Here is a 20,969-nt window from a genome sequence, read left to right as displayed (position 1 = left end):
CTATTGCCGTTTTTTTCTCTGGGTTTGGTTGAGCGTGGTCGGGAGTGCGTGTGAGCAGCAAAGTTGAACAATTACGTCAGCAGTTAAATGATCGAATTCTGGTTCTGGACGGGGGCATGGGCACCATGATCCAGAGCTATCGCCTGAGCGAAGCGGATTTTCGCGGCGCGCGTTTTGCCGACTGGCCGTGCGACCTCAAGGGTAACAACGACCTGCTGGTGTTGAGCAAGCCGGAGGTGATCTCCGCCATTCATGATGCCTATTTCGAAGCGGGCGCGGATATCATTGAAACCAACACCTTTAACTCCACAACCATCGCCATGGCGGATTACCAGATGGAATCCCTGTCGGCGGAAATCAACTTCGCTGCCGCTAAACTGGCGCGTGCCTGCGCCGATGAGTGGACTGCACGCACACCGGAAAAACCGCGCTATGTGGCAGGCGTTCTTGGCCCCACCAACCGTACGGCCTCCATCTCACCTGATGTTAACGACCCGGCATTTCGCAATATCACTTTTGATGGGCTGGTGGCCGCATACCGCGAATCAACGAAAGCATTGGTGGAAGGCGGCGCGGACCTTATCCTGATTGAAACCGTCTTCGACACCCTCAACGCCAAAGCGGCGATTTTCGCAGTAAAAGAAGAGTTTGAAGCGCTGGGCGTTGACCTGCCGATCATGATTTCCGGCACCATCACCGATGCCTCCGGGCGAACGCTCTCCGGGCAAACCACTGAAGCATTTTACAACTCATTGCGCCACGCCGAAGCGCTGACCTTTGGCCTGAACTGTGCGCTGGGGCCGGATGAACTGCGCCAGTACGTACAGGAACTGTCACGTATTGCGGAATGCTACGTCACCGCCCACCCCAACGCCGGGCTGCCGAACGCCTTTGGTGAATACGATCTCGATGCCGACACCATGGCAAAACAGATTCGCGAATGGGCGGAAGCCGGCTTCCTGAATATCGTCGGCGGTTGCTGTGGTACCACGCCGGAACACATTGCCGCGATGAGCCGTGCCGTTGCCGGGCTGCCGCCGCGCAAGCTGCCTGAACTGCCCGTTGCCTGCCGCTTGTCTGGCCTGGAGCCGCTGAACATTGGCGACGACAGCCTGTTTGTGAACGTGGGTGAACGCACCAACGTCACCGGGTCCGCTAAGTTCAAACGCCTGATTAAAGAAGAGAAATACAGCGAAGCGCTGGATGTGGCTCGCCAGCAGGTGGAAAGCGGCGCGCAGATTATCGATATCAACATGGATGAAGGGATGCTCGACGCCGAAGCGGCGATGGTGCGTTTTCTCAATCTGATTGCCGGTGAACCGGATATCGCTCGCGTGCCGATTATGATCGACTCCTCAAAATGGGAGGTCATTGAAAAAGGTCTGAAGTGTATCCAGGGCAAAGGCATTGTTAACTCTATCTCGATGAAAGAGGGCGTCGATGCCTTTATTCATCACGCGAAACTGTTGCGTCGCTACGGTGCGGCAGTCGTGGTGATGGCCTTTGACGAACAGGGCCAGGCCGATACCCGCGCACGGAAAATCGAGATTTGCCGTCGGGCGTACAAAATCCTCACCGAAGAGGTTGGCTTCCCGCCAGAAGATATCATCTTTGACCCGAACATCTTCGCGGTGGCGACCGGCATTGAAGAGCACAACAACTATGCGCAGGACTTTATCGGCGCGTGTGAAGATATCAAACGCGAGCTGCCGCATGCACTGATTTCCGGCGGCGTTTCTAACGTTTCTTTCTCGTTCCGTGGCAACGATCCGGTGCGCGAAGCCATTCACGCGGTGTTCCTCTACTACGCTATCCGCAACGGTATGGACATGGGGATTGTGAACGCCGGGCAACTGGCGATTTACGACGACCTGCCGGCTGAACTGCGCGACGCGGTGGAAGATGTGATTCTTAATCGTCGCGACGATGGCACCGAGCGTTTACTGGATCTTGCCGAAAAATATCGCGGCAGCAAAACCGACGACACCGCCAACGCCCAGCAGGCCGAGTGGCGTTCGTGGGACGTGAAAAAACGCCTCGAATACTCACTGGTGAAAGGCATTACAGAGTTTATCGAGCTGGATACGGAAGAGGCGCGTCAGCAGGCAACTCGCCCGATTGAGGTGATTGAAGGCCCGCTAATGGATGGCATGAACGTGGTCGGCGATCTGTTTGGCGAGGGTAAAATGTTCCTGCCGCAGGTGGTGAAATCGGCGCGCGTCATGAAGCAGGCGGTGGCCTATCTCGAGCCGTATATTGAAGCCAGCAAAGAGAAAGGCTCCAGCAACGGCAAGATGGTGATCGCGACCGTAAAAGGCGATGTCCATGATATCGGCAAAAATATCGTCGGCGTGGTGTTGCAGTGCAACAACTACGAAATCATCGACCTGGGCGTGATGGTGCCTGCCGACAAAATTCTCAAAACCGCCAAAGAAGTGAATGCGGACCTGATTGGCCTCTCCGGCTTGATTACCCCGTCGCTGGATGAAATGGTTAACGTGGCGAAAGAGATGGAGCGTCAGGGCTTCACCATCCCGCTGCTGATTGGCGGTGCGACGACTTCTAAAGCGCACACGGCGGTGAAAATCGAGCAGAACTACAGCGGTCCAACGGTGTATGTACAGAACGCCTCTCGCACCGTTGGCGTGGTTGCGGCGCTGCTTTCCGATACGCAGCGTGACGATTTTGTCGCCCGCACGCGTAAAGAGTACGAAACCGTTCGAATTCAGCATGGGCGTAAGAAACCGCGCACCCCGCCGGTAACTTTGCAGGCCGCGCGTGAAAACGATCTGGCATTCGACTGGGCGAGCTACACGCCGCCGGTGGCGCACCGTCTCGGCGTGCAGGAAGTGGAAGCCAGTATCGAAACGCTGCGCAACTACATCGACTGGACGCCGTTCTTTATGACCTGGTCGCTGGCCGGGAAATATCCGCGCATTCTGGAAGATGAAGTCGTTGGCGAAGAAGCGCAGCGTCTGTTTAAAGATGCCAATGAGTTGCTCGACAAACTGAGCGCCGGAAAAACGCTGAATCCGCGCGGTGTGGTCGGCCTGTTCCCGGCGAACCGGGTAGGTGATGACATTGAAATCTACCGTGACGAAACGCGCACGCACGTGCTCACCGTTAGTCGTCATTTACGCCAGCAAACCGAGAAAGTGGGCTTTGCGAACTACTGTCTTGCCGATTTTGTCGCGCCGAAACTGAGCGGTAAAGAAGACTACATCGGCGCGTTCGCCGTCACCGGTGGGCTGGAAGAGGATGCGCTGGCGGATGCTTTTGAAGCGCAGCATGATGATTACAATAAAATCATGGTGAAAGCGATAGCCGACCGCCTGGCGGAAGCCTTTGCCGAATATCTTCATGAGCGCGTGCGTAAAGTTTACTGGGGCTATGCGCCGAATGAGAACCTCAGCAACGAAGAGCTGATCCGTGAAAACTATCAGGGCATTCGCCCGGCGCCTGGTTACCCTGCCTGCCCGGAACACACGGAAAAAGGGACCATCTGGGAACTGCTGGACGTCGAAAAACACACTGGCATGAAGCTGACGGAATCGTTCGCCATGTGGCCCGGCGCGTCGGTCTCCGGCTGGTATTTCAGCCACCCGGACAGCAAGTACTACGCGGTCGCGCAAATTCAGCGTGACCAGGTGGAAGATTACGCCCGCCGCAAAGGGATGAGCGTAGAGGAAGTTGAACGCTGGCTGGCCCCGAATCTGGGGTATGACGCGGATTAACGTCACTTTTCCTTACAACAAACAGGGCGCTCATTGAGCGCCCTGTCTCTTTCTTGTGAGTAAACCCTTATACTGGAAGAAGGCTTCGTCGTTTTTGCCCGGTGGCGCTGCGCTTACCGGGCCTACATGAGCGCGTTGGTTTTGCCCGGTGGCGCTGCGCTTACCGGGCCTACATGAGCGCGTTGGTTTTGCCCGGTGGCGCTGCGCTTACCGGGCCTACATGGTTCGCCGCCGGATTCACGACTTGCGTGTAGGCCGGATAAGCGCAGCGCCATCCGGCAGAACCGCGCAGATAGCCTCAGGAAAACAATAACGATAAGGAGAACCCCACTCTGTGTTAACGCTGTTACACCTGCTTTCCGCGGTCGCCCTCCTGGTTTGGGGCACCCACATTGTCCGCACGGGCGTGATGCGCGTCTTCGGCGCGCGTCTGCGTACCGTCCTCAGCCGTAGCGTTGAAAAGAAACCGCTCGCCTTCTGCGCCGGCATTGGCGTCACTGCGCTGGTGCAGAGCAGTAACGCGACGACCATGCTGGTGACGTCGTTCGTCGCCCAGGATCTGGTCGCCCTGACGCCTGCCCTGGTGATTGTGTTGGGCGCTGACGTGGGGACCGCGCTGATGGCGCGTATCCTCACCTTCGATTTATCCTGGTTATCGCCGCTGCTGATTTTTATCGGCGTGATCTTCTTCCTCGGCCGCAAACAGTCGCGCGCCGGGCAATTGGGTCGCGTCGGGATTGGCCTTGGCCTGATTTTGCTGGCGCTGGAACTCATCGTCCAGGCCGTCACGCCGATCACTCAGGCCAACGGCGTACAGGTGATTTTTGCCTCGCTCACCGGCGATATCATGCTGGATGCGCTGATTGGCGCGATGTTCGCCATCATCAGTTATTCGAGCCTGGCCGCCGTGCTGCTGACCGCCACGCTTACCACGGCGGGGATTATTTCCTTCCCGGTGGCGCTGTGTCTGGTGATTGGCGCTAACCTCGGCTCTGGCCTGTTGGCGATGCTCAACAACAGTGCCGCTAATGCCGCCGCTCGCCGGGTGGCGCTGGGCAGTTTGCTTTTTAAGCTGGTGGGCAGCCTGATTATTCTGCCATTTGTACGCGTACTGGCCGAAACGCTGCACAAACTGCCGCTACCGGAATCAGAACTGGTTATCTATTTCCACGTTTTTTACAACCTGATTCGCTGCGTGGTGATGATCCCCTTCGCCGAGCCGATGGCGCGTTTCTGCAAACGAATGATCCGCGATGAACCTGAACTGGACGCACGCCTGAAGCCAAAGCATCTGGATACCACCGCCCTCGACACGCCAACGCTGGCGCTGGCTAATGCCGCGCGTGAAGCGCTGCGTATCGGTGATGCGATGGAGCAGATGCTTGAAGGGTTGAAAAAGGTGATGCACGGCGAACCGCGTGAAGAGAAAGAGCTGCGCAAGCTGGCTGACGACATTAACGTGCTTTATACCGCCATCAAACTCTATCTGGCTCGCATGCCGAAGGATGAACTGGCGGAAGAGGAATCCCGACGCTGGGCGGAAATTATTGAGATGTCACTCAACCTGGAGCAGGCGTCTGATATCGTGGAACGGATGGGCAGTGAGATTGCCGATAAATCGCTGGCGGCCCGCCGCGCGTTCTCGGTAGAAGGCTTGAAGGAACTGGATGCACTTTACGATCAACTGCTGAGTAACCTGCAGCTGGCGATGTCGGTATTCTTCTCCGGTGATGTCACCAGTGCCCGTCGCCTGCGCCGCAGCAAACATCGTTTCCGCATCCTGAATCGCCGTTACTCGCATGCGCACGTCGATCGTCTGCACCAGCAGAACGTGCAGAGTATTGAAACCAGCTCGCTACACCTTGGCCTGCTGGGCGATATGCAGCGTCTCAACTCACTGTTTTGTTCAGTGGCTTACAGCGTGCTGGAGCAGCCGGACGAAGATGACGAGCGGGATGACTATTAGTACGTTTTGACGCCGGATGCGCTGCGCTTATCCAGCCTACAATCTGTAGGCCGTATCCGCGCAGCGCATCCGGCAACATTCTTTACAAACGGTGTCCAGCCTCCAGTGGCACCGCCTCTTCACCCGCTTTAAACAGATAGTTGGTATTTGGCCCACCAAGCGTCGCGACTTCACCGCTCACCTGAATCCAGTTACCCTCCGGTAAACCAATTACCGTCAGTTCCGGTGCGGCAACCAGCAGTTCGCGGATGCGTTGCTCGCGCGTTTCCCCCTGGTGTCCTTCCGGCAGTGCATTGGTAAAGTGCGGGTTAATTTGCAGCGGGAACAGCCCGAGCGCATCAAAACCTTGCGGATCGACAATCGGCATATCATTGGTGGTACGAATGGTTGGGCAAGCCAGATTTGAGCCGGCGCTCCAACCGATGTAGAGCGCGCCGCGCTTCACCACATCAACAATCGGCGCCAGCAACCCACGCTCGCGGCTCTCTTTCAGCAACTGGAAGGTATTCCCGCCGCCGACAATCACCAGATCAGCATTGTTAATGGCGGCGACGGGATCGGCGGCGTTATGGATTCCGACGACCGACACGCCCATCGGCTCAAAGACTGCCGCCGTTTTTGCGGTGTAGGCGTCCCACGTTTGCGTTACGCCCGCGAAGGGAATAAATACCGCCGAACGGCGACCGTTTAGCGCGCCACGAATCAGCGGTAGCGCATGTTCCAGCCAGGCTTTACCCGGTAGCGTCGAGTTACTTAACAGCAGCAGTTCCATTCTTTCTCCAGACAATCAGGGAATTAAGGGGTTGATGACTATGCTATCACGCCGGGTAATAAGACTCGCTGACGGGGTTCACGGAGTTCTGGAAAGACGCTCGCAGGATTGAGATAACACGTGTGACAGATTGAAATAAGAGGTTTATTTTTTGCTCAATCACAAAGAAAAGGGATTAGAAAATGAACACAAATTACGCTACTCTAAGGCAAAACATGCGCATTATTATGGGGGTTATTATGCGCACGACATCGGGCATCAAAAAATCCGTAAACGTTTCTTTGTCACCAGAGATTTTGGAAGAAGCACGCAAGTTGAAGATTAATCTGTCAGCAGTGTTAACCGAAGCGCTTCTCGAGAAATTTCGCGAAAATAAAAGAGAGACGTGGCTGCAGGAGAATAAAGATTCAATTGAGTCCGTTAACCAATGGGTTGATGAGAACGGTTCGTTCAGCGATTTTCAAAGGTCGTTCTGATGGAGCAATTCTGTGCCTACGAAAATATCGGGAGTGGGAAAAAAGCGTATCCGTATTTGATTAACTTGCAGCATCCCATCGCGAACGTATTAAGGCATGTTTTGGTTGCTCCCGTCGTCCCATTGCAGCAACTGCCGGGCAAACCGCCAGCCAAGGTTTGCCCCATCGTGAAGATTTGCGGACAACCATATGCGGTTATGATGCATATGATGGGGAGCATTACCGCGAAAGAACTGGGCGAATGCGCGGCAGACCTGACATCTGAAAGGCTGATGTTGCGAGATGCGATAGATTTTATCCTGAACGGATATTAGAGCGCCTGTTAAGGCGCTCATGTCGCTCATCCTTCTCGCGCAAACCTTGCTGCTTGCGCAATCAACTGCGCATCGGGTCGCACGCCGGTATACATCGCGAATTGCTCAACGGCCTGCAAGGCAATCACCTCCGCGCCGCTAATCGGCTGTTTATAAAGCTGTTGCGCCAGGCGAATGAGCGGCGTTTCCGGCGGCAAGGCCACAACATCAAAAACGACGCTTGCCGTAGAGACCATCGCTTCGCTAAAGGCCAACTCATGGCTCTCTTTACCACCGTTCATGCCGACTGGCGTCACGTTGACCAGGATATCGCAGGCGATACCCTCCGGCAGTGGTTGCCACTGAAACCCATACTGCTTCGCCAGCATCGGGCCGCTCTCGCGGTTGCGCGCGGCGATGACGACATCCGTAAAGCCTGCGTCACGAAAGGCGGCAATCACCGCTTTGCCCATACCACCGCTACCGCGAATCATCACGCGTGCGGCGGTATTGAGCTGGTGGTGGGTAATCAGGCTTTTCACCGCGATATAGTCAGTGTTGAACCCGGTTAGTTTGCCGTCGTCATTCACGATGGTATTCACTGAATCAATAACCTTTGCTGACGGATCGATCGCGTCAAGAAAAGGCATGCAGCTTTCTTTAAACGGCATCGACACGGCGCAGCCACGAATACCCAACGCGCGCACGCCTTTCACCGCCGCTGCAATATCCTGGGTAGTGAAGGCTTTATAGATGAAATTCAGCCCCAGCTTTTCATACAGATAGTTGTGAAAACGCGTGCCGAAGTTACCGGGGCGGCCGGCCAGCGACATACAGAGTTGAGTATCGCGATTAATCATGGGTAATCGCCTCTGCATGCGCGAGCAGGTATTGCTCCGCCTCGCCGGACCAGACTCCCTGATGACGCGCCAGAATCGCCGCCAGTTCTTCATCCTGAATCTGTGTGAGTGACGTCAGCGGCAGATATTTTCCGGTATACACCAGCTTTTTCCCACCGCCGACGGCAGGCAATTCGAGCGTAGTTTCGCCAGCGGCATTCAGCCCGAGAATATGTGTTACCACTTTTGCGGCCTGCACTTTTTTCTCTTCAATCAGTTTGACCGCTGCGCGCATGTCGTCGGTATTGCCGCCCGACGTGCCCACGTAGTGGGTAAATGCATAATGCACATCGTAGAAATTAATCGGCGCGCTGAAGTGTTTATCCTGCGGCCCGGCGAAGAAGTTCATACAACCGTCGGCTGCCAGCAGCGAAGAGGCGAGGGTAACCAACCCTTCATTGGGCACGAAAACGAAAATATCGTCGAAGCCGTGGCCGCCGCTCAGTGCCATTAACGTCTCGTACGAGGCCTCGGCGGCATTGAGATAGTGAATCAACGTTTGCGGCTCTGACGGATAGTGTTTGCGCGCGTAGCTCAGCTTGTCGTTATTAGTATCGGTGACGATTAACAGCGATGGATTCACCGGCCCATGCAGCGCGTAGTCAATCGCCAACAGTCCCATTGGTCCGGTGCCGCCGAGGATCAGCGTGCGTCCCTGTGGGCGAATCCCCATCTTGTGGTTATAGGTGCCTTCCTGCAGATGATAATTGGCGTTGAACGCGCCAATTACGCAGGAGAGCGGCTCGACCAACGAGCCTTCAAAGTAGGTCTCGCCTTCGTATGCCAGCAGGCAATCCTGTTCCATGACCTCGTTCGGGATAACCACATGCGTCGCTTCACCACCCACCCACGGGAAGGAGTAGCCGGGGCAGTCCGGGCGATCGGGCAGTTGCAGGTTGGCCTGAATCACATAGCGCTGGCCGGGCTGAAACTTGTGCTGCCATTTTTTACCCACGACCAGAATATCGCCGCAAAACTCATGGCCGATGATGATCGGATGGGTTGCCACATCGTCGGGTACTTTTTTATGGTTTTCACCCAGATTGGCCTCTTTCCAGGAGGAAAGACACAGGCTGTCGGTGACCACTGTCGCCAGAATTTCATCTTCCTGCATTTCAGGAAGGTCAAAGGTTTCCAGACGCAGGTCACGTTTACCGTAAAGACGCAGAGCTGTTGTTTTCATAAACCACCTCATGTTGAGCGATGGCCCCGTCAGTTGCGCCGGGGCGAAGAATCAGGACAGGAAGCCCAGCGCATTGCCGATAATCCCTAAGCCAAACAGGGCGAAGATCAGCCATACGGGGTTAATTTTTTTGTTGAGCAGACGCACCATCAGCAGTGTCAGACCGAGCGCCAGCAAACCAGGGCAAAGTTGGTCGAGAATGTTCTGCACGGTCATGGTGACGGTGGAGCCGTCTGCGGCAGGCGTTTGTGAAACCACCAACGGTACATTGATTGACGTCCATTTGGTGACCAGCACCCCCATCACAAACAGGCCAAGAATCGACGCGCCTTCGGTCAGTTTTTGCAGCACATTCCCGCCCATATCGCTGACAATATTCACGCCTTTGCGAAAGCCGAGCTGCAGCCCATACCACTTCATCGCCAGACGCACCGCGTTGAAAATAAAGAAGAACAGCAGCGGGCCGAGAATGTTGCCGGATAACGCCAGCGATGCGCCGAGCGCGGCGGTAATCGGGCGTAAGGTCCCCCAGACCAGCGGATCGCCAACCCCGGCCAACGGGCCCATCAGGCCAACTTTGATCCCGTTGATGGCGCCGTCATCAATTTCAGCACCGTTGGCGCGCGCTTCTTCCATCGCGGCGGTCACGCCAATGACCGGGCCACACACGGCTGGAGTGGTATTGAAGAACACGAGGTGACGCTTCAGCGCGGCAACCTGGTCTTCTTTCAGTGGATACAGGCGCTTGATGGCGGGGATCATGTCGTAGCAAAAACCCAGCCCATGAATGCGTTCAAAATTGAAGGACGCCTGTTGCAGGTTGGAGCGCAGAAACATGCTCACCAGATCGCTGCGTGTGATTTTTCTCTGTTCCATGATGGGCTCCGTTAGTCGTCAAGCTGGTCAAGGGCGGTGGAGGAATTTGCCTGGGGTTGCGGTTCGGACTTACGCCACTGCGGATTCAACTGGATATAGACCAGCGCGAGAATCACGCCGACGCCGCCAAAGGCCAGCAGGCTGAGGTCGAGATAGCCTCCCGCGATAAAGCCAAGGAAAAAGAAGGGCATCAGGTACTTTACGCCCATCATGCGCAGCACCATGGCGTAGCCGACGACGACAATAAAGCCGCCTGCGATTTGCAGACCTCGCGTGACGAATTCCGGTATCGCGCTCAGCATATTGCTGACCATATCGGCGCTGACGAACAGCGAGACAATCAGTGCCGGAATAGCAACGCGCAGCGCCTGCACGCCAAGCGCGGAGACATGCAGAATATCGATGGTGCGAAAGCGTGCTTCTTCTGCGGCTTTATCCGCCGCGTGCTGGAACACCACGGTGATGGTGCGGGCGAAGACCGTCAGCACCTGGCCTGCCGCCGCCACGGGAAGGGCGATCGCGATGCCCGTGGCGATACTTTGCTGGCCGACGATAACCAGAATGGCGGAGATAATGCTGGCGAGCGCGGAATCCGGAGATTGCGCTGCACCGACGTTCATCCAGCCGAGCGCAATAAGCTCCAGTGTGCCGCCGAGCATAATCCCGGTTTTAATGTCGCCAAGGATTAATCCAATGACCGTACAGGCGATAAGCGGGCGGTGAGTCTGAAACTCATCCAGCACGCTGCCCATTCCGGCAATACAGGAAAAAAGAAATATGGCAATGATTTGTAGGGTACTTATTTCCATTATTTGTCACCTTTTAAGTGTCGTCATCCCTGCCTGTTAAAGCATACGTACACAGGCGCTATTATTTAATTTGTGGCTGATTGCTCTTTTATTTTGTCGATAATATTAATAGAAGGATCTGACGCTACAACGCGTAAATCCAGTGTGACGCCAAGATTATTCAGTTCATTAAATGCCTCAATATCCTCATCATCTAATGAGACGGCTTTGGTTAACTGTTTTTTGCCAGGCCGCCAGGCCATTCCACCTATATTCAGGGTGCCGATTTTCACTCCCTGACGAACCATCGCTAAGGCATCCTGGGGACGAGTGAAAAGATAGAATACGGTTTCGTCCTGGTATTGGGGGTTGTGATATACCGCGACGGCTTTTTCAATATTGACCACGTTAACCTTCATTCCCGGCGGTGCGGCCTGACGCAATAATGTCCGGCGAACGTCATCGTTATACACCTCGTCATTACAGATAATAATGCGCTGGGCATTAGCCACTTTCGACCAGACGGTGGTGACCTGGCCGTGGATCAGGCGGTCATCAATGCGGGCGAGCGTAATGTTCATTAGAAATCCTCCTCAGCCTTTTCCAGTTGTTTCCAGACAACGCAGGTTTGCGTTGCGATTTGCGTCAGGTGTTCACACAGTTCATCAACGTTCATGCTGCCCTGGTTATCGACCAGTTCGAGCGCCAGCGGCAGAGAAAGGCCGCTGATCACCCGCAGGCGCGGGTTACGCATTGCAAGCGTCGCGGCCGCATTCCAGGGGCTACCGCATTGTAAATCTACGGCAATCAGCCACTCGTCCTGATTGTAAATACTCACTAACTTTTCCAGCTTTGCCACGATGTCTCCGGCGTTCTCGCCGGGCACAAATTCCACTGCCTCGACATTGGCGTCGCCGTATACCATCTGAACCGATTCCAGCATGGCGCAGGCTAATTTGCCGTGGGCGCAAAAAATGGCGTTGACCATAAAGCCTCCTTACCCGCGCGTTTTACCGCCCGCGATGTTAGTGGTTACTCCGGTGATGTAGCTGGCGCGTTCAGACAGCAGATAACAAACAAAATCAGCTACTTCCGCTAATCTTCCGGAACGCCCAATAGGAATGGAATTTTTGGTGTAGCCTTCACGCAGTTGCTCAACGGTGATATTGCGCGTCCACGCCAGCGCCTCTTCATATTCCGGCGTGCGCAGCCCGGTTTTTTCCAGAATTCCCGGCGCGATGCCGACCACACGGATACCGTGTTTACCCAGCTCTTTCGACCAGGAGCGTGTGAAGCTATTGAGCGCAGCTTTGGTGGCGGCGTAACAGCTCTGACCCTCAGAGCCTTCCAGCCCGCTTTCTGAGGAAATATTCACAATCACACCATCGTGTTGTTTGACCATCTGTCGCGCCACTGCCTGCGACATCAGAAAAACGCCTTTCTGGTTGATATTGACCATTTTTTCAAACGCGGCTTCATTGAGTTCATATTGCCCGGCAGGCGCTTTTTCATCGACCAGCAGACGCGGGAAATTGACCCCGGCGTTGTTTACCAGACCGTCGATGCGGCCAAAGCGCTGGATAATTTCGGCCACCGTATGATTCACCTCTTTAGCGCTGGAAATATCGGTCGGCCAGAACTGATAACCTTTATGACCTTCATATTGACCGTCACCACCGTGAATATCGGCCATCTGTACATTCGCGCCTTGTGCTAATAATTCTTCGACAATTGCCAGGCCAATGCCGGATGCGCCGCCGGTGACAATAATGGTTTTATCCTGCAAATTTAACCACGTTTGCATAACAGACTCCTGATTTTAGGTAACAGAGGCCCGCCGCAATTTTTCATTACGGTTTAAGTCGGGCAGATTTTTTATTTCAGTAACAGTTCTGCGGTGTCGCTATTTGTTACCAGACAATTAATATATTTTCCGCGTAGTGCGCCAATAATACCGCTGTATTTTTCTTTGCCCATGGCAATGCCTATGGAATAACGCGCCTGCTTTAATTTATTCATCTCGATTGAGAGTGTTTTTTCACTCATATTGGTATCGACCGTTACGCCGTGAATATCATAAAAGCGCGAGCAAATATCGCCGGCGACCTGGCGGGTATTCAGGTCGTCACTCTCTTCGCCGCCATAAAATGCATGCCAGTTAGCACCATCGCGAATGGCAGGTGAGCCAATCCCTACCAGCGCAACATCCAGGTTATCCCAGTAGGCCGAGATGGTTTTAAAGTGTTGAGACTGCATGATCCCATTACGAATTAATGGGTTATCCAATAGGGCAGGAAAATCTGCGAGATGCGATTCTCCTTTCAGCTTCGCCGCCGCGCCGTAGGTTAATGTGTTCACGTGATAGCGGCTTTCGAGTTTTCCGGATGGCCCACCGATAATCGGTACACAGATTAACTGCCGGGATTGCGCTGCCTGCGGTAGATTTTCGACCAGAGCGCGTACCGCGCGGCCCCAGGAAAAACCGACAATATCGCCCGGCTCCAGCAATCGATCCAGCAACTGCGCGCCGTGTAACCCCATCACGGTCAGTTGCGTGTCTTCCTCTTCATCATGCCCCGACACCACCACGGCTTCTTTCAGGGCAAACTTTTGCTTCAGTTGCTGCTCCAGCCAGAGGTTTTCGTTGTAGTCATAGTTGATAGCGATGGTGACAATACCCTGCTCGCGGCCTCGTTTAAGCAAGCGGCTGATCGTCGTTCGATAAATTCCCAGCTCACGCGCGATTTGCGCCTGCGTCATATCCTGTTCGTAATAGAGTTGGGCAATCTTTACAATCAACCGGATATCGTCACTGTTTTCCATTGCCGCCTCCTGGTTCTGCACATATGTGCAAATACGCTTTTTAACCGCTTGATCTGATATAACCCCATCACGTGGGGCTTTAAAAGCGATTTTTCACTCTTTGTGTGGGATGAAATGGCGATTTCTCTTGCACATTTGTTTATGTGCGTAGCAGTCATCAGCACAGATGTGCGGTAATTCGTAATCTCTTGATTATCTTGATTTTGGTAACGCAAAAATGCACCCGGTTTGTGGCGACACTTTTGTGATAAAAGGCGCGGGAGATCACATTTAATTGCGACGTTGCCGCATAACCCTGTTTTTCATCGCTAACAGGTAGGGTATATTCCGCGTTTTAGAGGAGAATTTATGCTGCCCGACTCATCCATCCGTTTAAATAAATACATCAGCGAAAGCGGAATTTGCTCTCGTCGCGAAGCCGATCGCTATATCGAACAAGGTAACGTTTTCCTTAACGGTAAACGCGCCACCATTGGCGATCAGGTGAAACCTGGCGACGTTGTAAAAGTAAACGGTCAGTTGATTGAGCCTCGCGAGGCAGAAGATCTGGTGCTGATTGCGCTGAACAAGCCGGTGGGGATTGTCAGCACTACGGAAGATGGCGAACGCGATAACATCGTCGATTTCGTCAACCACAGCAAGCGCGTGTTCCCGATTGGCCGCCTGGATAAAGATTCTCAGGGGCTGATTTTCCTGACCAACCACGGCGATCTGGTTAATAAGATCCTGCGTGCCGGTAACGATCACGAAAAAGAGTATCTGGTTACGGTAGATAAACCGGTGACGGATGAGTTCGTGAGCGGTATGGCGGCGGGTGTACCGATTCTGGGTACGGTGACGAAGAAGTGCAAAGTGAAGAAAGAAGCACCGTTTGTGTTTCGCATCACGCTGGTACAGGGCCTGAATCGTCAGATTCGCCGCATGTGTGAGCACTTTGGCTACGAAGTGAAGAAACTGGAACGTACGCGCATTATGAACGTTAGTTTAAGCGGTATTCCGCTGGGCGAGTGGCGTGATTTAACCGATGATGAGCTCATCGACCTGTTTAAACTTATCGAAGGCTCTTCCTCGGAAGCGAAGCCAAAGGCGAAGGCAAAACCGAAAACGGCGGGCATCAAGCGCCCGGTGGTGAAGATGGAAAAAACGGCTGAAAAAGGGAGCCGCCCGGCGTCCAACGGTAAGCGTTTTACCTCGCCGGGGCGTAAGAAAAAAGGGCGTTAATCAGCGTCTGCCGCGCGTCGACGTATTCGCTGACCAGGAAAACGACGCTTCCGCATCCGGTTTATAAGCCTGCTTTTTCTTCAACTGGCGGGCTTTCTTCGCTTCAGCTTCACGCGCAACCATCAGCTTATCAATATATTCCTTTTTGACGCTGTTCGTTTCAGCATTGGTCAACACGCGGCCATGCGCGATACGGGCGCGATCAAGCAACGTTTTCAGTTCACGCTGCTCGCGTTCGGTCATCTCTTTTTGGGTGATGCGGGGGAGTGCCATGATGGTGCCCTCAGTTAGCCAGAGAGTCCAGTGTACGGGAAATTGTGCGAAAGAAACTAATTCTGAAAGCACATCGCAGATTATTTATCTCCAGCAAAAAGACTCAGCACAATTCTGAACAAGACAAACATATTGCAAAAGCCCATTATCAGGCAGTACAGCGAGTGCTAAGGAACCGAAAATAAGCCCCTCCATTGATGTCAAAATTCAGCACGTGACGCCTGCGGATGCCAACATATTTTCTGAGCTGGGTTTTGGCGACGAGGAAGCCCAACAGCTCTATCAGAATGCTGAACGAGAGATTGAGCCACTCATTGCAAGTAGGCTAAACCCGGCAAGTTCACCTCACCGGGCCGCGAATCATCCCTCTTTCACCGCATCCCTTGCCTTCTCATCAAGCGGCTTCCCGGACCAGTAACCCGCAAGCAGTGAGCCGGAAAGATTGTGCCACACCGAGAACAGCGCGCCGGGCAGCGCCGCGAGTGGGCCGAAGTAGATTTTACCCAGTGCAGCCGCAAGGCCAGAGTTTTGCATCCCCACTTCAATGGCCAGTGTGCGGCAGGTGGACTCATCAAAACCAAACAGCTTCCCGCCCCAATAGCCGCCGAGCAGGCCGATCGTGTTGTGCAGAATGACGGCGATAATCACCACAAAACCGACCGAAGCGATGTGTGATGCGGAACCGGCCACCACGGCGCTGATAATCGCCAGAATGCACACCATTGAAAACGCGGGAAGAAAGGGCTCTACGGCTTTCACCACGCGTGGGAAGAGATGGTGCACAATCAGCCCCAGACCAATGGGGATCACTACGATTTGCAGAATACTCAACAGCATGCCCATTACATCAACCTGAATATGCGCATCGACGTACAGACGGGTGAGCAACGGCGTGGCGATCACCCCAACCAATGTAGAAACAGACGAAATGGTGACCGACAGTGCGACGTCGCCTTTCGCCAGATAAATCATCACGTTGGATGCAGTACCGCTCGCCACGCTGCCAACCAGCACCATCCCGGCAGAAAGCTCCGGCGGCATCTTAAACAGTAGCGCCAACAGCCACGCGGCGAGCGGCATCACCAGATAATGCAGGAAAATCCCCGCCGCAACTGGTGCCGGGCGTGAAAGCACGCGTTTAAAGTCGTCCACTTTAAGATGCACGCCCATGCCGAACATAATCAGCATCAGAAGAGTTGGCACCCACGGGCCGATGGCAGTGAACGTGGGCGGCGTATAATACGCAATAACGGAGAGCAGCAGTGCCCATAACGGGAACAGCCGGGTCAGAACAGCGAGCATGTTGTATTCCTTGCGATAGCGTTGTGTTTGCATTGTGTTGTTATAAAAAGGCCGGGTTCGAGCCCGGCCATAGGTATTGTTTATCGCGTGGAAGGGGTTTATTCAAACAAATTCTGATGCAGCTTCTGCACAACCTGTTCGGCTTCGCTGCCGGGTACCAGGAAGCACAGATTGTGGCTGGATGCGCCATAGCAAATCATGCGGATGTTGAACGGTTCCATTACCCCGAACACCTCTTTCCCCACGCCGCAGGCTTTAGAGAGATCGTTACCAATCAGCGCGACCAGCGCGAGATTTTCTTCCACTTCGACGCGGCACAGTTCGGAAAGCTCCATCAGCAGTGACTGCGTTAGCAGCGTATCGCCGGTCGATGTTGAGCCGGTGGTATCCAGTGTTAACGCTACGCTGACTTCAGATGTAGTGATCAAATCCACCGAGATATTGTGACGTGCCAGAATGCCGAAAACTTCCGCCAGGAAACCGCGTGAGTGCAGCATATTCAGGCTATGCAGGGTCACCAGCGTTTGTTTACGACGCAGGGCCAGTGCGCGGAACAGCGGTGGATTCTGCGTTTTATTGCACACCAGCGTGCCACCGGCTTTTGGATCTTTGCTTGAGCCCACAAACACCGGAATATCGCTGCGTACGGCGGGCAGTAGCGTGGCCGGATGCAGCACTTTCGCGCCGAAGGTCGCCATTTCGGCCGCTTCTTCAAAGGCGATTTCATCAATGCGTTTAGCCGCCGGAACCACGCGCGGGTCGGTGGTGTAGATGCCCGGCACATCCGTCCAGATATCGACGCGGGTGGCGTGCAGCGCTTCACCCAGCAGGGCCGCCGTGTAGTCGCTGCCGCCACGGCCAAGCGTCGTGGTGCGGCCTTTGGCTTCGCTGCCGATAAAGCCTTGTGTGATGACCATGCCTTCCGCCAGACGCGGGGCCAGTTGCTGGGTTGCCAGCTCGGCCAGCGCAGCAACGTCCGGTTCGGCGCGGCCAAAGCGATCGCTGGTGCGCATCACTTTACGCACGTCAAACCACTGCGCCTGCACATCCCGCTGGCGCAGCACTTCAACGAAAAGCAAGGTGGACATCAGTTCACCGTGGCTGACCAGTTCATCGGTCAACGCGGTTGAGGTGGCCAGAGAAGCCGCTTCCGCAAGCGTGGTGATATTTTCCAGCAGGCGTTCCACTTCTTCGCGGATCACGTTCGGGTTCGCCAGGCGTTCCAGAATGGAGAACTGGATTTTGCGGATGGCATCCAGTTTGGCGAAGCGTTCGGTGGCCTCCAGCCCTTCGGCCAGCGCAACCAGCAGATTGGTCACGCCTGCGGAGGCGGAAAGCACCACTAAACGGACGCGGGAATCGGAGAGCACCACGTCCGCGCTGCGGTTCATGGCATCAAAATCGGCTACGCTGGTGCCGCCAAATTTGGCGACGACAAAATCTGTCATTGTGTACTGCCTCGTGTCAGGGGTTCCTTTTTTCAGCCTTGGCACAAGGGAAGAGCGGTATACAGGGGGACGCAGAAACTACGATTTCCCCAGAAGTGCTCCACCTTGCGAAACGCCGGACTGCCAACGTTTCTGGTGACAACCCAGGGGATTCAGCCCCTGTAGCCGATAGCGAACGTGACCAGGCGTTCAGCCACCTCGGCGTTGCTCCCCCTCACGTATCTTTCGCGGACTGGCTCCTGAAATACGATTACCTGGGCAACGCGCCTCTTCTGGCCTGCGCCATGCGCAGGTAGTGCCTTTATAAATAAAGGCTTAAGCCACCCCTGTCAACGCTGGGGTTATGCGGATTTTTCATGCAAAAAGGGGTGTCAGAAAAAACACTTATGACAGCTATACTTTTTGCGACTCTATGCCTTGTTTGTTGCCTGTAACACTAAAACGATCACAAATTTTTGTAACTGGCGCTACAATCGAGGGCAGTAACGATTCTCAAATCAGAAGGGTATTGCTAATGAAAAATATCAACCCAACGCAGACCGCTGCGTGGCAGGCACTACAGAAACACTTCGATGAAATGAAAGATGTCACTATTGCCGAGCTGTTTGCCAAAGATAGCGACCGTTTCAGCAAGTTTTCCGCTACGTTTGACGATCTGATGCTGGTGGATTTCTCTAAAAACCGCATCACGGAAGAAACCCTGAGTAAGCTGCAGGATCTGGCGAAAGAGACCGATCTGAGCGGCGCGATTAAATCGATGTTCTCCGGTGAGAAAATCAACCGTACCGAAGACCGTGCCGTGCTGCACGTGGCGCTGCGTAACCGCAGCAACACCCCGATTATCGTTGACGGCAAAGACGTGATGCCGGAAGTTAACGCTGTGCTGGATAAGATGAAAGGTTTCTCTGAAGCCATCATTTCCGGTAGCTGGAAAGGCTATACTGGCAAAGCGATCACCGACGTGGTCAACATCGGTATCGGCGGTTCTGACCTCGGCCCGTTCATGGTGACTGAAGCGCTGCGTCCGTACAAAAATCATCTGAATATGCACTTTGTGTCTAACGTCGATGGTACTCACATCGCGGAAGTGCTGAAAACCGTTAACCCGGAAACCACCCTGTTCCTGGTCGCATCCAAAACCTTCACCACGCAAGAAACCATGACCAACGCCCACAGCGCGCGCGACTGGTTCCTGGCGACGGCGGGCGATCAAAAACACGTGGCGAAACACTTCGCGGCGCTTTCCACCAACGCGAAAGCGGTGGGCGAGTTTGGTATTGATACCGCCAACATGTTCGAGTTCTGGGACTGGGTGGGCGGCCGTTACTCTCTGTGGTCAGCCATCGGTCTGTCGATCATTCTCTCCGTCGGCTTCGACAACTTTGTGGAGCTGCTCTCCGGCGCGCACGCGATGGACAAGCATTTCTCCACCACGCCTGCTGAGAAAAACCTGCCGGTTCTGCTGGCGCTGATCGGCATCTGGTACAACAATTTCTTCGGCGCGGAAACTGAAGCGATTCTGCCGTACGACCAGTATATGCACCGTTTTGCGGCCTACTTCCAGCAGGGCAACATGGAGTCCAACGGTAAGTATGTTGACCGCAACGGTAACAAAGTGGCGCACCAGACCGGCCCAATCATTTGGGGCGAGCCGGGTACTAACGGCCAGCACGCGTTCTATCAGTTGATTCACCAGGGCACCAAAATGGTTCCTTGTGACTTCATCGCGCCGGCTATTACTCACAACCCGCTTTCCGATCACCACCCGAAACTGCTGTCTAACTTCTTCGCCCAGACCGAAGCGCTGGCGTTCGGTAAATCTCGCGAAGTGGTTGAACAGGAATATCGCGATCAGGGTAAAGATCCGGTCACGCTGGAACACGTGGTGCCGTTTAAAGTCTTTGAAGGCAACCGCCCAACCAACTCCATCCTGCTGCGCGAAATCACCCCGTTCAGCCTGGGCGCGTTGATTGCGCTGTATGAGCACAAAATCTTTACTCAGGGCGCTATCCTGAACATCTTCACGTTCGACCAGTGGGGCGTTGAGCTGGGTAAACAGCTGGCAAACCGTATTCTGCCGGAACTGAAAGATGGCAGCGAAATTAGCAGCCACGATAGCTCTACCAACGGCCTGATTAACCGTTACAAATCCTGGCGTGCATAAGTCGTCTTAATCTGAAAATGCCGGCGTAATAGCCGGCATTTTTTTTATCGGATAAATCCCCTTGTCCGTGATCTCAGCTGAAAATTACCGATGAGCATATTCCTAAAACATAAATAGAGCTGAATTAAATAAGAGTTCATTTTCAGATATTACGCAGGTTTAATATATGTATTTTATTCGTAACTTGCTGATTTACTGCTTTTTATAATCAATAAATAATACTTATCTGTTACCTTTTTCTCATTTTCTTAAAATCCCTTGCTCACTTCCCCTGACGCTAATTCCCGGTATTGAGTTGTGTATACTCGATGACGCCTGAATATTTCAGGTATACCCGCTTATTTTCAGGTTGTATGTGCGTGAGCCACGCATGTATTTCATGCTGACTTTCACTCTGCAATCCGGAATTCCCAGGGTATGTACCTCCATTTATTCAATGAAGGGAAATTGTTATGAAGAAAATCATTTATGGCATTTTTGCCATATCTGCGTTTGCGGCGGCATCCGCGTCAGCAGCGCCGGTGGAAACCGGTGATGCGGCGGGCTCTGCGGCGACGTCTGTCTCCGCGGGGAGTTCTACCGCGACCAGCGCCAGCACCGTGAGTTCTGCGGTAGGTGTCGCGCTGGCAGCGACAGGTGGCGGTGATGGCTCCAATACCGGAACCACGACCACCACAACAACCAGTACCCAGTAATACGGGTGCGTTTACCCATAACCACACTTCGGTGTGGTTATTTTGCCCCTTCGGAG

General features: G+C 54.1%; 19 protein-coding genes and 1 riboswitch. Of the genes, 7 read left to right on the top strand and 12 right to left on the bottom strand.

Going from position 1 to position 20,969, the window contains the following annotated elements; all coding sequences use genetic code 11:
* Nucleotides 1-50 precede the first annotated feature (50 nt).
* Both metH and NMC31_RS13580 read left to right on the top strand, forming a co-directional pair.
* Complete coding sequence (gene metH, locus NMC31_RS13585; protein ID WP_253898257.1) at nucleotides 51-3,734, top strand: methionine synthase; 3,684 nt, start codon at nucleotides 51-53, stop codon at nucleotides 3,732-3,734.
* A gap of 334 nt (nucleotides 3,735-4,068) precedes the next feature.
* Complete coding sequence (locus tag NMC31_RS13580; protein ID WP_149461750.1) at nucleotides 4,069-5,700, top strand: Na/Pi cotransporter family protein; 1,632 nt, start codon at nucleotides 4,069-4,071, stop codon at nucleotides 5,698-5,700.
* Nucleotides 5,701-5,782: 82 nt separating this feature from the next.
* Here NMC31_RS13580 and pepE read toward each other — a convergent pair whose 3' ends face one another.
* Nucleotides 5,783-6,472, bottom strand: coding sequence for a dipeptidase PepE (pepE, locus tag NMC31_RS13575; protein ID WP_253898256.1), 690 nt, complete (start codon nucleotides 6,470-6,472; stop codon nucleotides 5,783-5,785).
* A 182-nt stretch (nucleotides 6,473-6,654) separates the two neighbouring features.
* Between pepE and NMC31_RS13570 the strand changes: the two genes are divergently transcribed.
* Both NMC31_RS13570 and NMC31_RS13565 read left to right on the top strand, forming a co-directional pair.
* On the top strand, nucleotides 6,655-6,948 hold the full coding sequence (locus NMC31_RS13570; protein ID WP_253898255.1) for a type II toxin-antitoxin system CcdA family antitoxin: 294 nt from the start codon (nucleotides 6,655-6,657) through the stop codon (nucleotides 6,946-6,948).
* Nucleotides 6,948-7,262 carry a CcdB family protein gene (locus NMC31_RS13565; protein ID WP_253898254.1) on the top strand — a complete coding sequence of 105 codons (315 nt, stop codon included), beginning with the start codon at nucleotides 6,948-6,950 and terminating at the stop codon, nucleotides 7,260-7,262. Before NMC31_RS13570 ends, NMC31_RS13565 begins: the two co-directional genes overlap by 1 nt.
* A 26-nt stretch (nucleotides 7,263-7,288) precedes the next feature.
* Here the strand turns inward: NMC31_RS13565 and NMC31_RS13560 are convergent, their stop codons facing one another.
* The 8 genes from NMC31_RS13560 to NMC31_RS13525 form a co-directional block, all read right to left on the bottom strand.
* Nucleotides 7,289-8,101 (bottom strand): shikimate 5-dehydrogenase, encoded by an 813-nt coding sequence (locus NMC31_RS13560; RefSeq protein ID WP_253898253.1) that lies wholly within the window; start codon nucleotides 8,099-8,101, stop codon nucleotides 7,289-7,291.
* Nucleotides 8,094-9,323, bottom strand: coding sequence for an L-sorbose 1-phosphate reductase (gene sorE / locus NMC31_RS13555; RefSeq protein WP_253898252.1), 1,230 nt, complete (start codon nucleotides 9,321-9,323; stop codon nucleotides 8,094-8,096). Before sorE ends, NMC31_RS13560 begins: the two co-directional genes overlap by 8 nt.
* 51 nt (nucleotides 9,324-9,374) lie before the next feature.
* Nucleotides 9,375-10,199, bottom strand: a complete 825-nt coding sequence (locus tag NMC31_RS13550; RefSeq protein ID WP_015966358.1) for a PTS system mannose/fructose/sorbose family transporter subunit IID — start codon at nucleotides 10,197-10,199, stop codon at nucleotides 9,375-9,377.
* Nucleotides 10,200-10,210: 11 nt separating this feature from the next.
* The gene (locus tag NMC31_RS13545; RefSeq protein ID WP_253898251.1) at nucleotides 10,211-11,008 is read right to left on the bottom strand and encodes a PTS mannose/fructose/sorbose transporter subunit IIC; all 798 of its coding nucleotides are present in this window, start codon (nucleotides 11,006-11,008) and stop codon (nucleotides 10,211-10,213) included.
* Between the two features lie 65 nt (nucleotides 11,009-11,073).
* The gene (locus NMC31_RS13540; protein WP_253898250.1) at nucleotides 11,074-11,568 is read right to left on the bottom strand and encodes a PTS sugar transporter subunit IIB; all 495 of its coding nucleotides are present in this window, start codon (nucleotides 11,566-11,568) and stop codon (nucleotides 11,074-11,076) included.
* Entirely contained in the window at nucleotides 11,568-11,975 is a 408-nt protein-coding gene (locus NMC31_RS13535) for a mannose/fructose/sorbose PTS transporter subunit IIA (protein WP_253898249.1), read from the bottom strand. The genes NMC31_RS13540 and NMC31_RS13535 overlap by 1 nt, the downstream gene beginning before the upstream one ends.
* A 9-nt stretch (nucleotides 11,976-11,984) precedes the next feature.
* Nucleotides 11,985-12,791, bottom strand: coding sequence for an SDR family oxidoreductase (locus NMC31_RS13530; RefSeq protein WP_253898248.1), 807 nt, complete (start codon nucleotides 12,789-12,791; stop codon nucleotides 11,985-11,987).
* A 71-nt stretch (nucleotides 12,792-12,862) separates the two neighbouring features.
* On the bottom strand, nucleotides 12,863-13,810 hold the full coding sequence (locus tag NMC31_RS13525; RefSeq protein WP_253898247.1) for a sugar-binding transcriptional regulator: 948 nt from the start codon (nucleotides 13,808-13,810) through the stop codon (nucleotides 12,863-12,865).
* A 348-nt stretch (nucleotides 13,811-14,158) separates the two neighbouring features.
* Between NMC31_RS13525 and rluF the strand changes: the two genes are divergently transcribed.
* Nucleotides 14,159-15,031, top strand: a complete 873-nt coding sequence (gene rluF / locus NMC31_RS13520) for a 23S rRNA pseudouridine(2604) synthase RluF (RefSeq protein ID WP_149461759.1) — start codon at nucleotides 14,159-14,161, stop codon at nucleotides 15,029-15,031.
* Here rluF and NMC31_RS13515 read toward each other — a convergent pair whose 3' ends face one another.
* From NMC31_RS13515 to lysC, 3 genes are all read right to left on the bottom strand, one after another.
* The gene (locus tag NMC31_RS13515) at nucleotides 15,032-15,304 is read right to left on the bottom strand and encodes a YjbD family protein (protein WP_253898246.1); all 273 of its coding nucleotides are present in this window, start codon (nucleotides 15,302-15,304) and stop codon (nucleotides 15,032-15,034) included.
* A gap of 360 nt (nucleotides 15,305-15,664) precedes the next feature.
* Nucleotides 15,665-16,606 (bottom strand): ketopantoate/pantoate/pantothenate transporter PanS, encoded by a 942-nt coding sequence (panS, locus tag NMC31_RS13510; protein ID WP_108475993.1) that lies wholly within the window; start codon nucleotides 16,604-16,606, stop codon nucleotides 15,665-15,667.
* Nucleotides 16,607-16,704: 98 nt separating this feature from the next.
* Nucleotides 16,705-18,054: a lysine-sensitive aspartokinase 3 gene (gene lysC / locus NMC31_RS13505; protein ID WP_253898245.1), complete on the bottom strand. Its 1,350-nt coding sequence runs from the start codon at nucleotides 18,052-18,054 to the stop codon at nucleotides 16,705-16,707.
* 85 nt (nucleotides 18,055-18,139) lie between these two features.
* Nucleotides 18,140-18,334, bottom strand: a riboswitch (Lysine riboswitch).
* Between the two features lie 234 nt (nucleotides 18,335-18,568).
* Here lysC and pgi point away from each other — a divergent pair.
* Together pgi and yjbE are read left to right on the top strand one after the other, a co-directional pair.
* Nucleotides 18,569-20,218 carry a glucose-6-phosphate isomerase gene (pgi, locus tag NMC31_RS13500; protein ID WP_253898244.1) on the top strand — a complete coding sequence of 550 codons (1,650 nt, stop codon included), beginning with the start codon at nucleotides 18,569-18,571 and terminating at the stop codon, nucleotides 20,216-20,218.
* A 452-nt stretch (nucleotides 20,219-20,670) separates the two neighbouring features.
* A complete protein-coding gene (yjbE, locus tag NMC31_RS13495) occupies nucleotides 20,671-20,913 on the top strand; it encodes an exopolysaccharide production protein YjbE (protein ID WP_253898243.1) in 243 nt (80 codons plus the stop codon).
* Nucleotides 20,914-20,969 lie beyond the last annotated feature (56 nt).

Origin of the sequence: Pseudocitrobacter vendiensis, from assembly GCF_943590815.1 — a bacterium.
GTDB lineage: Bacteria > Pseudomonadota > Gammaproteobacteria > Enterobacterales > Enterobacteriaceae > Pseudocitrobacter > Pseudocitrobacter vendiensis.
This window is presented reverse-complemented; position numbering and strand designations above follow the sequence as displayed.